10 protein-coding genes are annotated in these 12,139 nt (G+C 61.3%); 4 read left to right on the top strand and 6 right to left on the bottom strand.

The genetic code is table 11. The features are described from left to right. Positions 1–8 precede the first annotated feature (8 nt). The gene (locus JSS95_12005; GenBank protein MBS1800534.1) at positions 9–656 is read right to left on the bottom strand and encodes a thymidine kinase; all 648 of its coding nucleotides are present in this window, start codon (positions 654–656) and stop codon (positions 9–11) included. A 317-nt stretch (positions 657–973) separates the two neighbouring features. Between JSS95_12005 and JSS95_12010 the strand changes: the two genes are divergently transcribed. Continuing rightward, on the top strand, positions 974–4,732 hold the full coding sequence (locus JSS95_12010; protein MBS1800535.1) for a carboxypeptidase regulatory-like domain-containing protein: 3,759 nt from the start codon (positions 974–976) through the stop codon (positions 4,730–4,732). Between the two features lie 184 nt (positions 4,733–4,916). On the opposite strand, the gene JSS95_12015 is transcribed toward JSS95_12010, so the two are convergent. The 3 genes from JSS95_12015 to trpD all read right to left on the bottom strand — a co-directional run bounded on the left by JSS95_12015 (position 4,917) and on the right by trpD (position 7,255). Then, positions 4,917–5,378, bottom strand: coding sequence for a cytochrome c biogenesis protein CcdC (locus JSS95_12015; GenBank protein MBS1800536.1), 462 nt, complete (start codon positions 5,376–5,378; stop codon positions 4,917–4,919). A 236-nt stretch (positions 5,379–5,614) separates the two neighbouring features. After that, positions 5,615–5,980 (bottom strand): YbjQ family protein, encoded by a 366-nt coding sequence (locus JSS95_12020; protein ID MBS1800537.1) that lies wholly within the window; start codon positions 5,978–5,980, stop codon positions 5,615–5,617. Positions 5,981–6,214: 234 nt separating this feature from the next. After that, complete coding sequence (gene trpD / locus JSS95_12025; GenBank protein MBS1800538.1) at positions 6,215–7,255, bottom strand: anthranilate phosphoribosyltransferase; 1,041 nt, start codon at positions 7,253–7,255, stop codon at positions 6,215–6,217. Positions 7,256–7,434: 179 nt separating this feature from the next. Between trpD and sucC the strand changes: the two genes are divergently transcribed. Beyond that, a complete protein-coding gene (sucC, locus tag JSS95_12030) occupies positions 7,435–8,607 on the top strand; it encodes an ADP-forming succinate--CoA ligase subunit beta (GenBank protein MBS1800539.1) in 1,173 nt (390 codons plus the stop codon). Positions 8,608–8,753: 146 nt separating this feature from the next. Continuing rightward, complete coding sequence (gene sucD, locus JSS95_12035; protein ID MBS1800540.1) at positions 8,754–9,644, top strand: succinate--CoA ligase subunit alpha; 891 nt, start codon at positions 8,754–8,756, stop codon at positions 9,642–9,644. Between the two features lie 217 nt (positions 9,645–9,861). Here the strand turns inward: sucD and JSS95_12040 are convergent, their stop codons facing one another. After that, positions 9,862–10,023, bottom strand: coding sequence for a hypothetical protein (locus JSS95_12040; GenBank protein MBS1800541.1), 162 nt, complete (start codon positions 10,021–10,023; stop codon positions 9,862–9,864). A gap of 114 nt (positions 10,024–10,137) precedes the next feature. Between JSS95_12040 and ndk the strand changes: the two genes are divergently transcribed. Then, positions 10,138–10,554, top strand: a complete 417-nt coding sequence (ndk, locus tag JSS95_12045; GenBank protein ID MBS1800542.1) for a nucleoside-diphosphate kinase — start codon at positions 10,138–10,140, stop codon at positions 10,552–10,554. A 278-nt stretch (positions 10,555–10,832) separates the two neighbouring features. Here ndk and JSS95_12050 read toward each other — a convergent pair whose 3' ends face one another. After that, positions 10,833–12,044, bottom strand: coding sequence for an SGNH/GDSL hydrolase family protein (locus JSS95_12050; GenBank protein ID MBS1800543.1), 1,212 nt, complete (start codon positions 12,042–12,044; stop codon positions 10,833–10,835). Positions 12,045–12,139: the final 95 nt, after the last annotated feature.

Consider the following 12,139-nt stretch of genomic DNA (forward strand, 5'->3'; position numbering starts at 1 on the left):
AGTTGGAGTCAGCCGACCGTGGGTAACTCGAGCTGTTCGCTCTGGTGTTCGTCGATGAAGGGTTGGAAGTGGGTGCGGCAGCGGGCTTCGTAGAGGCCGGCGGCTCCTACGACGACGAGTTCCTGGCTTTGGCCGAGGCGCTGGGTGTGGATGGCGGGTGCTCCGCAGGTCATGCAGACGGCGGAGAGCTTCGTGACCTCGTCGGCTAACGCCATCAGGTTGGGGACGGGGCCGAAGGGCTCATTGGCGAAGGTGGTATCGAGGCCGGCGAGGATGACGCGCTTGCCCAGGTGGACCAGCTCGAGCGCGAGCGGGATGACGTCGTTGTCGAAGAACTGCACCTCGTCGAGGCCGATGACGTCGACCTCGCCGATCTTGCCGTTCGAGAAGAGGTCTTCGCGCAGTCGGTCGCTGTTGGGGGTGACGACGGAGGCGTCGTGGGTCTGCGAGCTGTGGCTGGCGATGGCGGTGCGGTGGTAGCGCAGGTCGATGTCGGGCTTATAGCAGGCGACGCGCTGGCGGGCGATGCGGGCGCGCTTGAGGCGGCGGATGAGCTCCTCGGATTTGCCGGAGAACATGGGACCGGTAATGATTTCGATCCTGCCGATCTCGATCCTGCCAATCTCGGTGCGGCCTGTGGTGTTGGGTTGCTGCATGGTGCGCGGTGCGGCCTCTCGCCTGGGGATGTGGCTATCGTAAACGGGCTGGCAGGGGAGAGACGGTGGATAACGGGGGACGAAACCCCCGGGAACTCTTTGTCAACGGGCAGTTTGTGTCGAGTTGTCTTGACATTGTGATGAGACGAAGTTAGCGTTTACGAATTCCAAAGAATAAAAAGCACTACCGATTTCAGGTTTGACCTGTTGCCGTGAGAAGGGTTTTTAAGACGCCCGGTTCTTCTGAACGTTTTTGGTTCTGAGTGCCGGGTTTGTGAGCAATTTAACCGGATTGACGGTTTTTTATGGAGACTACGATGCAATTGCGAAGGCTGTTGTCGTTATGCGTAACGGTTCTGGCGGTCTGTTCGATCGCTATGGGGCAGGGAACCACCAGCCGTATCTCGGGCGTTGTGACGGACACGTCGGGAGCGGTGGTTGCTAATGCTACGGTGACGGCCATCAACGAGGGCACGGCCGCCGTGTTTACGACGAAGTCGTCGACGGCGGGAACGTATGCCTTCGACCTGCTGCAGGTGGGGCGGTACACGATTAAGGCCGAGGGGCAGGGCTTCAAGCAGTATGTCTCGACGGGGAACGTGCTGGCGATCGGCGTGCCGACGAGTGTGAATCCGAGGCTCGAGATCGGCGGCAGCACGGAGACGGTGACGGTCGAGGGCGGCTACGACCTGGTGCAGACGGAGTCGTCGGGTAACTTCGGCGGAATGATCGACAGCGTGACGCTGACAGAGTTGCCGATCGTGGGCACGCGTGGACGCAACCCGCTGGGACTGGTGCAGTTTATGCCCGGCGTCGTGTCGAACGGCGCAAATGCGACGGGGGGCGGAATCAGCGTGAACGGCTCCCGCGACCGCGCGTGGAACTATGTTCTGGACGGCATCGACGCGAACGAGAGCTCGTCGGGCGGATCGAACACCTCGCCGCCGCACCAGAACCCGGACATGCTCTCGGAGTTTCGCGTGATCACGTCGGCTCCGACGGCGGAGTATGGCCGCAACTCGGGCGCGCAGGTGATTATGGTGACCAAGTCGGGAAGCAACCAGTGGCACGGCAACCTGTTCTGGTTCTATCAGTCGCCGTTTTTGCGAGCGAACTCGCCGCAGAACAAGGCGGCATCCCCGCAGTTGGGTCGCTCTCAGTTCGTTCAGAACATTCCGGGGGGCTCGATCGGTGGGCCGATCTGGAAGGACAAGGCGTTCTTCTTCTTCAACATCGAGCTTCTCCACGCGCTCTCTTCGTCGACGGTGACGAGGACGGTGTATACGCAGGCGGCGCGCAATGGGCAGTTCCGGTATGTCACCAGCACGGGCGGAGTTTTAAGGAACGCTCCCGTTGGGACCCCGGTCGTACGTGACAGTTCTAACAATGTCATCTCTGCGCCGTCCGTGGATGCGAATGGAAACCCGATCCAGACGTACAGCACCTATGACATGGTCGCCAACGATCCGTTCCATGTGGGGCTGGACCCGTCTGTGGCGTCGTTTCTGAAGCTGGCGCCGCTGCCGAATACCTACACGGTCGGAGATGGCCTGAACACTGGAGGCTATACGTTCGTCGCTCCTTCGACGGACAAGCAGGTCGACCTGACGTTCAAGGTGGACTATCGCTTCAACGACAAGAACTCGGTGTATGTGCGGTGGATGTCGGGACATCAGAATACCTATGCCGACATTACCAATGCGGGCCAGCAGGTCTTCCCCGGCGGGCCGGCGGTGGTCAATACGTTTCGCCTGCCGCGCAACCTTGCTATCAACTATCGCTGGAGTCCTACGGCGAAGGTGACGAATGAGTTTGTCGTCGGCATGAACCGGTTCGGCTACCGGTTTGAGAATCCGGGTATTGCCCAGGGTCAGCAGATGCCGTTCACCTTCAATACGGTGAACAGCCTGACGCCGGCCTCGCCGCTGAACTCGTTTCTGGGAAATAACCGTTATTTGACGACCTTCCAACTGGTCGATAACGTGACGTTCGTACGCGGAGCTCACATCTTCAAGGCGGGTGTGAACTTCCGTTACGGCCGCGAGATCGATGAGCGCGGCTCGATCGGAAACCTGAATGCGATTCCGCAGGTGAACTTCTCGACCGGCTCGAATGCGCCGGACACGGTGGGATACAACACGCCGAAGGCATCGAGCAACATCAACGCCGCCTTCGATCAGCCCGGCCTGTATGCCGCGCTCAACGATTTGCTGGGAAGAGTCGGTCAACTTCAGGCCGGTTACGTGGCGCAGCGCGACCTCTCCGCGTTCAAGCCTGCGGGGACGGTGAACTACATGGACCACCGCTGGCCGGAGTACGACTTCTACGTGCAGGACTCGTGGCACGCGACGCCGTACCTCGTGCTGGACTTCGGGCTGCGGCTGGATGCGCGGTCGGCGCCGGACTTCCATACGATTCCGGGGCTGGTGCCGAACCAGGTCCCGCGGTATGGGGTTCCGTTTACCTCGCAACTGCAGTTCGTTCACGGGAAGTATATGGATAGCCGGTGGACGAACTTTGGGCCGTCGATTGGCTTTGCCTACGATCCGTTCCACGATGGCAAGACATCGATCCGGGGCAACTTCCGGATAGCGTACGACCGCATCAACTCGTTCTCGTTCTCGTCGACCGTCTTTCAGGGGATGCCGGGGCTGTTGTATCAGATCACCGATGCGACGAGCGGGCAGGACAGCTTCACTGGCGGAGTTCCGACGAAGATGGGTCTGCGCGCGAAGAACTGGGCCCCTCCGGCTCCGGCGGCGACTCCGACGAGCCTGCTGACGCCGCCGACGTACAGCGCCAACTCGTTGACGGTCTCCGATCCGAACATGCAGACGCCGACGGTGCAGATGTGGGGTCTCAGCATTCAGCGTGAGCTGGTGAAGAACACCGTGTTTACGATCTCCTACATCGGAAATCACGGCACGCATCTCTACGGTGGCTACGACTCGAACCAGTCGGAGATCAACTCGAACGGGTTCCTGGCGGCGTTCAAGGACGTGCAGGCGGGCAACGACAACGCGCTGATGACGCAGATCATCTCGAAGGACACGCGGCGGAAGGCGGGTGAGAACGGGAGGGACTTCGTCAATCGCCTTTATAAAGCAAACCTGGTGACCAACAACGTTGGGGGGCTGGCGAACTCGCTGGCGACACGACTGCAACCAGCGACCGGACAGCCGAATGGGCTCCCGATCGTGAATGGAACGGGGCTGCCGGACACGTTCTTCAAGCCCTACTCGCAGTATCTTGGCGGGTTGTTTGTGTTGGAGACGCGGGGCTACTCGAACTACAACGGCCTGCAGCTTCAGTTGGAGAAGCGCTTCTCTTCGGGGCTGCTGACGACGGTGAACTACACGTATTCGAGGACGATGGATACGCGGTCGTTCGACCCAACGTTTACGACGGTCGCTACGGGATCGTCGCAGTCGGCGGCGGGCACGCCGTTCGACTATCACCAGCCACGGCTGAACTACGCTCCGGCGGACTTCGACAACGCACAGGTGATCAGCGGGTATTTCGTCTACTCGCTTCCGTTCGGGCACGCGCGCAAGTATGGCGTGAACTGGAACCGCGCGGTGGAGGCGATCGTTGGCGGCTGGGAGGTGTCGGGAGACGGCAACTGGCAGTCGGGGCGTCCGCTGACGCTGTACTCGGGCTCGAATACGTTTGCGGGAACGGTGCAGTCGACGCCGAACTGCACGGGGAACTGCGACAAACATATGGGCAAGGTCCATCGCGAGTCGAACGGCCAGCTTTATTTCCTGACGGCGGAGCAGAGGGCGATGTTCTCGACGCCCGCTCCCGGACAGATGGGAAATATCGGCCGCAACTGGCTTCGGCAGAACGCGACGTGGAACGCCGATGCCAACTTCTCGAAGTCGTTCCGGACGTTCAAGGAGCAGACTCTGCAACTTCGACTGGAAGGGCAGAACATCTTCAATACGGTCAGCTACGACACGACGGGATCGCAGAACTATACGTCATCGAGCTTCACCAGGCTGAATGCAGCCGTGGATGGCGTGGTCAACACAACGCCGCGGCGGTTTCAACTTGCGGCGAAGTACGTGTTCTAAGGGAAGCATTGTGAGGGCGTGCGAGGGTTTTCGCACGCCCTTTTCTTTTGAAGGAGCGGTTCGCGCTTCGCGCGAATGCCCACTCATGCCGCGATGAAGCCGCGTCATGAATGGGGCACCCGGCACCCGGCTTCACCCCAGGCTGGTATAGGCGGGGCCTTTGACCCCCAAAAGATACGATGCTTTAACGGAAGAGTTCCCTGTACTCGAAGTACATGCTCGCTCTCCAGACCAGGATCATGCCGAAGGCGAGGATGAAGAAGAGCCCGGCGGTCTGCTCGACGGAGATGATCTTTCCGATGTAGCCGCGGGCGAAGTAGCGGATGGCGGCCAAGAACAACACGACGCCGAAGAAGATCTTCGAGCGGCGCATCATGACGATGCCGTCTTCAAGAATGAGCCGGGAGGTGCGGATGAGCGGGACCGACAGCATACAGGCTCCGACGAGGAAGGCCTCGAAGGCCCATGTCCAGTGAACGCGGAAGGCCGGAACCATGAACATGGAGAAGCCGGTGGACATGCCCAGGGGAGGAATGACGATCGTCTTCAGCGTGACCGGACGGCGGCCCTCGCGCAGCCGCCACACGATAACACCGAAGAGGCCAAAGAGAGCAACGACAGCGGATGATCCTAGAGAAAGCGGCACGGTTTTTTATTTTAACGCCAGGGGCGCGGAGGCGTGGGGGAGGCTTGGAACATCTCAGAGTCGAGATGTGGGCACACGCACCCGAAAGTTGGCCGGGAGGGCGTGTTCATCCCACCCTTCGGGATAAAACTCCGAAAGGATGGGGTACCCGGCACCCGGAGGTTTGTGGCGATGCGGAGGAACTACGGAGATTCTTCTCCTTCACTTCGTTCAAGGGTCAGAATGGCGCAGGATATTCAGATGCGCTCGACGGTGACGGCGGTGCCGTAGGCGAGGACCTCGGTGACTCCGTTCATCAGCTCGTTGGCGTCGTAGCGGAAGGCGATGACGGCGTTGGCCCCGAGCTGGGAGGCGTGGAGGGCCATTATGGCGAAGGAGTCCTGGCGGGTCTTCTCGCAGAGCTGGGTGAAGATGGTGATGTCGCCGCCCAGCATGGTCTGGAGGCCTGCGCCGAGGGTCCCGAAGATGTTGCGCGAGCGCACGACGATGCCGCGCACGATGCCGTGGTTGCGGACGATGCGGTAGCCGGGAAGCTCGAGCGCGGAGGTGATGAGGGAAGGGTCGATGGTGAGGTGTGGCGGCGGGTAGGTCGAGGTGGACATGGGGTGATCGCTTCCTCCTGATTGCAAAGCGATGATACGCAATTGTGGGTGAAATGTTCCCCCATCAGGCAAGAGCTGGCGGGGAAGCGGTATACATCCCACCCTTCGCGGTGAGACTGCGAAGGATGGGGCACCCGGTCGTTGGTGGCGGAGGACAAATGCAGGTCCTTCGACTTCGGCTTCGCCTCCGCTCAGGATGACAAGGTATTAGGAGAGAGGCTGATTTGCGAGAGCTTATAGAGCGCGGAGGGCTTCGACGAGTTTCGTGACTGCGCCGGAGTCGATGGTGCGGGCGGCAAGGGAGACTCCGGCGGGGATCGTGGGGGCGAGGTCGGCGGCCACGAGGACGGCGGCGGCGTTAATGAGGACGATGTCGCGGCGGGGGCCGGGTTCTCCGGCGAAGATGGCGGTGAGGATTCGGGCGTTGGTCTGCGCGTCTCCGCCGATGAGCGTGTCCATGGGGGCGCGGGTGAGGCCTGCGTCCTCGGGGGTGAGGGTGGAGAGGGTGACGATGCCGTTGTGGACCTCGGCGATGGTGGTGGGGCCGGAGATGGAGATCTCGTCGAGGCCTTTGATTGAGCCGTCGGGAGCTTCGGCGGTTCCGTGGACGACGAAGGCGTGGCGTGTCGAGAGCAGTGCCATGGCCTCGGCGACGAGCGGGACCGCGTGCGCGGCGTAGACTCCCATGACCTGCGCCGAGGCCCCGGCGGGATTGGTGAGCGGGCCGAGAAGGTTGAAGACAGTGCGGACGCCGAGGGCCTTGCGCACAGGCATGACCGCCTTCATGGCCGGGTGAAGCGAAGGCGCGTGGAGGAAGGCGAACCGGTGCGTGCGGAGCGCGGTGGCGGCGTCGGGAGGATTGAGTCCGACGGGGATGCCGAGGGCTTCGAGCACGTCGGCTGAGCCGGTCTGCGAGGTGATGGCGCGGTTGCCGTGCTTGGCGACGGTGGCTCCCGCGGCGGCGGCGACGAGCGCGGCGGCGGTGGAGATGTTGAAGGTGCGGCTGGCGTCTCCGCCGGTGCCGCACGTGTCGACGAGCTGAAGGCGCTCGTTGGACTCAAGCGGGATGGAGGTGACGTTGGAGCGCATGACGTCGACGAAGCCTGCGAGTTCAGCGGGGGTTTCGCCACGGGCGGCGAGGGCACCGGCGAGGGCGGCGATTTCGATGTCGGAGAGAGCGCCGTCGAGTATCTGATGCAGCAGGTCGCGGGACTGCTCGCGTGTGAGCGTGGCGCGGCCTTCGATGACGTGCCTGAGGTGAGGTTGAAGAGGCATTCCATTTAAAGGTAGCAGGTGGGAGTGTATGTCTTTTCATGGACTGGGCGCGATAACCGCACTGTTGTTCGCGCTTCGCATTGCGGGCGGTTGCGTGGGTTCGCTACACTTTTCGCGCGGGTGGAGTTTCTATCCCAGACGAGTAAGCTCAATGGGACCCTGGAGTTCAGAAGACATCTATGAAAATTCACGAGTATCAGGCAAAAGAGATTCTGCGTAAGTACAGTGTGCCGGTTCCGAGCGGCGAGATGGTGCAGACGCTGGAAGAGGCGGACCGCGCGGCGAAGGACCTGTTCGACAAGGGCAATGCCGTTGTCGTGGTGAAGGCGCAGATTCACGCCGGGGGCCGCGGCAAGGGCGGCGGCGTGAAGGTGGTCAAGTCGCTGGCGGATGCGTCGACGGCGGCGAAGGCGATCCTGGGCATGCAGCTGGTGACGCACCAGACGGGGCCGCAGGGGCAGAAGGTGCAGCGTCTGCTGGTCGAAGAGGGCTCGGCGATCGATCGCGAGCTTTATCTCGGCATCGTGCTGGATCGCGCGGCGGCACGGCTGGTGTTCATGGCATCGCAGGCGGGCGGCATGGAGATCGAGGAGGTTGCTCATGCGACTCCCGAGAAGATCTACAAGGAGTACATCGACCCTGCTCTTGGGTTGCAGCCGTACCAGGCGCGCAAGCTGGCGTTCAAGCTGGGACTGAAGCCGACGCAGATCAATGACGCGGTGAAGTTCATGCTGGGGCTGTACAAGGCATTCGTTGAGACGGACTCGACGCTGATGGAGATCAATCCCTTCATCACGACGAAGGACGACAAGCTGCTGGCACTGGACTGCAAGATCAACTTCGACGACAACGCGATGTTCCGCCACAAAGATTTGAAGGAGCTGCGCGATCTTTCGGAAGAGGACCCGCTTGAGGTGGAGGCTTCGAAGTTTGCGCTGAACTACATCAAGCTCGATGGCTCGATTGCGTGCATGGTGAACGGCGCGGGTCTGGCGATGGCGACGATGGACATCATCGAGTACGCGGGCGGTAAGGCCGCGAACTTCCTCGACGTGGGCGGCGGCGCGAACCAGGAGCAGATCGAGAATGCTTTTGGGATTCTGCTCAGCGACCCGAATGTGAAGGCGATCTTCATCAACATCTTCGGCGGCATTTTGCGTGTGGATGTGCTGGCGACGGCTGTGGTTGCTGCGGCGAAGAAGCTCGGAGTTAAGTTGCCGATCATCCTTCGACTCGAAGGAACCAATGTTGAAGAAGGCCGGAAGATTCTCGCGGAGTCGGGTTTGAAGTTCAGCGTTGGCGCAACGATGAAGGAAGCGGCGGAGTTGGCGGTTGCGGCGGCGAAGGGATAGTGCAGACCCAGGGGCTAAAGCCCCTTGTTTTTTGCTGCGTGTGAGACCCGAGGCTGAAGCCTCGGGCTACCTAGAAGCAAGAGCAAGAAAAGGGTTCGAGAAAGTTAGAGCGGGTTCCGAAGCAAGAGTGGGTTGAGGAGATCGTAATGGCAGTTTTAGTTGATAAGAATACGCGGCTGATCGTTCAGGGTATTACAGGACGCGAAGGCACGTTCCACGCGAAGGCCTGCCAGGAGTACGGCACCAAGGTTGTCGGTGGAGTTACGCCGGGCAAGGGTGGCACGACGCATGAAGGCTGGCCGGTGTTCAACACTGTTGAAGAGGCCGTGAAGGAGACGGGCGCGAATGTTTCGGTGATCTTTGTGCCTCCACCGTTTGCGGCTGACGGAATTCTTGAGGCTACGGCTGCGGGGCTTCCGCTGGTCATCTGCATCACCGAGGGCATTCCGGTGCTGGACATGGTGAAGGCCTGGGAGATCGTGCGGCAGTCTCGGCCTGATGGTTCAAGGACCCGGCTGATAGGTCCGAACTGCCCGGGTGTGATCTCGCCGGGCAAGGCGAAGGTCGGCATCATGCCGGGGCGGATTCATAAGGAAGGCTCGGTGGGCATCGTGTCGAAGTCGGGCACGTTGACCTATGAGGCGGTGTACCAGTTGACGCAGCGCGGGATTGGGCAGTCGACCGCGATCGGTATTGGCGGCGATCCGATTATCGGGACGACGCATATCGATGCGCTGAAGCTGCTGAACGAGGACCCGGAGACCGAGGCAATCATCATGATCGGCGAGATCGGCGGCACGGCCGAGGAGGCCGCTGCGGCGTACATCAAGGCCAATGTGAAGAAGCCGGTGGTCGGGTTTATCGCGGGGCAGACGGCGCCTCCGGGACGCAGGATGGGTCATGCTGGCGCGATCATCTCGGGCGGCGAGGGTACGGCGGCGAGCAAGATGGCGGCGATGACGGCTGCGGGGATTACTGTTGTGAAGTCTCCGGCTGAGATTGGCGATGCCATGGCTAAGGTGCTGGGCAAGGCTTAGTTTGGTGTTTGTTTGGCAGGGGTACGGCTACCGCCGTACCCCTGGTCTTTTAAGGGTGGACGCTTATCATTCTCACCCTTGTTGCACAAGGATGGGGTACCCGGTCAGTTGTGGCTCGGAGATATAAACCGCAGGTCCTTCGACTTCGCTCCCGTTGGTCGCTTCGCTCAGGATGACACTGATTTTGGATTGACACTTCTTCAAGAAGTGGTGAATTTCAGCGCTGCTGGCGGCGGTAGAAGAAGCCTGCGGCGAGGAAGACCATGGCGACGAGGAAGGCCAGTTGGGCGTGCTGCATGGAGTGGTAGTGGAGGCTGATGAGTCCGTCCACGACCCAGGCGGCGAATCCGGCGAACCAAATCCATGCGAGGTTGCGCATGAAGCTATGATGCGCCCGGGTGGAGAGGTTATGCCATGCCCCGTGGGAGTCATCCGTGTGGTGAATTACACTGGTAGAACAGATTTTTCGCGAAAAAACGCAAGGAGAGCTACGTTGTCACAGCGCACATTCAGCATCATCAAGCCGGACGCGGTCAAGAAGGGCCACGCGGGCGCCATCCTGGCCGAGATTGAGAAGGCCGGATTCAAGATTGTTTCGATCAAGAAGGTTTCGATCTCGAAGGCACAGGCGGAGGGCTTCTATTACGTTCACGCGGCACGCCCGTTCTTCGGCGAGCTGACGGAGTTCATGTCGTCGGGGCCGATCTTCCCGATGGTTCTGGAGAAGGACAACGCTATCGCCGACCTGCGCAAGTTGATGGGCGCGACGAATCCTGCCCAGGCGGAAGAGGGGACGATCCGCAAGAAGTTCGCGGCTTCGATCGGCGAGAACGCGATCCATGGGTCGGACGCCGAGGAGACGGCGGCATTTGAGATCGGGTATTTCTTTGCCGGGTATGAGCTGAAGTAGTTTTAGCTTGGTAAAAAAGAAGAGGCGGGAGCTTTGCTCCCGCCTCTTTTGTTTTGCATCCTGCAAACCCACATCTCAAAATCGAGATGTGGGGCACCCGCTGTTATTTTGGTGCTGATGCTGGCTGTGTTCATTCCCACCCATGCCGCGACAAAGCAGCGTCATGGATGGGGCACCCGATTGTTTGTGGCTGTACAGGCAAAAAGCAGATTCCTCGGCTTCGCTCGGAATGACAACATCAAATAACGGCGATCAATTCAAGAGCGCGACCGATTCGATTATTTCGAGAAGAGTTTCAGGTCGATGGAGTCTCCCATGGACTTGTAGCCTGCGTCGCTGGGGTGGAGGTGGTCGCCTCCGTCGGCGAGCACGGAGAGGACGGCGGGGTTGTTCATGTCCTGGGTGGCCTTGTCGAAGTCGACGAAGCCGTCGAGAGTGCTTGAGGTGCGGATCCACTTGTTGACGGCCTGGCGCATGGCTTCGCCGGCGGGCGAGGCGTAACCGGCTCCGACGTAGGGGGTGAGGGTGGCTCCGTAGACCTTGATGCCGTGAGTGTGGGCGCGCGCGGCCATCTGGCTGAAGCCCTGGATGAGGTCGTCGGCGGAGACGACGTCGTAGGGCTTTTTGGGGTCCTGCGCGTGGCCGATGTCGTTGATGCTCTCGAGGATGATGAGGTACTTGACGCCCGCCTGGGCGAGGACGTCGCGGTCGAAGCGGGCGAGGGCGGAGGGGCCGGTCTTGTCGTGCAGGATGCGGTTGCCGCCGATGCCCTGGTTGAGGACGCCGAGTTTGCGCGTCTTCTTGTCGGCCTGGAGGCGCTGGGCGAGGATGTCGGGCCAGCGGCGGTTGGTGTCTTTGGTGCTGTGCGAGCCGTCGGTGATGCTATCGCCGAAGGCGACGATCGAGGCGCTATCGCCGCTGGCCATGACGTCGATGCCTTTGAGGAAGGGCCAGTTGGTGATCTCGGTGGGGGTGTCGAAGGATTTCGCGCTGGTGACGCTGCCGGGCGCGGTGTAGCTGGTGGTGTCGGCGAAGCTGTGCTGCGAGACCTGCCGCAGGGGCTGGGTGGGGACGGTGAAGCTGACGGCGACGTCGGAGAGCGGCGCGAGCTTGAGCGCGGCGGGGTCGCTGATGGCGAGTGCTCCGGGGGGGATGACGATGGAGGTCTGTCCGCCGAAGGTGAGCGGGCGGGCGGTGGCGGTGTCGATCTCGCTGCCTTTGGTGCGGAGGGCGATGGAGGCGGAGTTGATGGTGAGCGTGTCGAGGCCGAACTCGTTGGTGAAGATGACGCGGGAGGCGTTGCCGCCGAGTGAGGTGTGCACGATCTCGCGGTAGGTGGTGTCGGCGGCGCCGTACTTGCCTTCGGGATTGACGAGGGCCATGGGCGAGGCGGCCCAGGTGCCGACCCAGTGGTCGGGCGGAGCGGCGATGGCGGGGAGCGAGAGCAAGAGGGGCAGTACGGACACAGCGATGCGTGCAGCGAGTTTCATGTGCTTCCTTTCGTGGAGAAGTTGGACGATTCATGGTAGCGCAGGAGGGAAAGACGGTTCGAGCTTCGCTCGAATTTCCCATCTTCGCCGCCTGC

This window comes from Acidobacteriota bacterium, assembly GCA_018268895.1.
Classification (GTDB): domain Bacteria; phylum Acidobacteriota; class Terriglobia; order Terriglobales; family Acidobacteriaceae; genus Edaphobacter.

Excerpts from the sequence above, each read along its gene's own strand:
- JSS95_12005 (MBS1800534.1), bottom strand. The coding sequence starts at position 656 with ATGCAGCAACCCAACACCACAGGCCGCACCGAGATTGGCAGGATCGAG.
- JSS95_12010 (MBS1800535.1), top strand. The coding sequence starts at position 974 with ATGCAATTGCGAAGGCTGTTGTCGTTATGCGTAACGGTTCTGGCGGTC.
- JSS95_12020 (MBS1800537.1), bottom strand. The coding sequence starts at position 5,980 with ATGTCCACCTCGACCTACCCGCCGCCACACCTCACCATCGACCCTTCC.
- trpD (MBS1800538.1), bottom strand. The coding sequence starts at position 7,255 with ATGCCTCTTCAACCTCACCTCAGGCACGTCATCGAAGGCCGCGCCACG.
- sucC (MBS1800539.1), top strand. The coding sequence starts at position 7,435 with ATGAAAATTCACGAGTATCAGGCAAAAGAGATTCTGCGTAAGTACAGT.
- sucD (MBS1800540.1), top strand. The coding sequence starts at position 8,754 with ATGGCAGTTTTAGTTGATAAGAATACGCGGCTGATCGTTCAGGGTATT.
- JSS95_12040 (MBS1800541.1), bottom strand. The coding sequence starts at position 10,023 with ATGCGCAACCTCGCATGGATTTGGTTCGCCGGATTCGCCGCCTGGGTC.
- JSS95_12050 (MBS1800543.1), bottom strand. The coding sequence starts at position 12,044 with ATGAAACTCGCTGCACGCATCGCTGTGTCCGTACTGCCCCTCTTGCTC.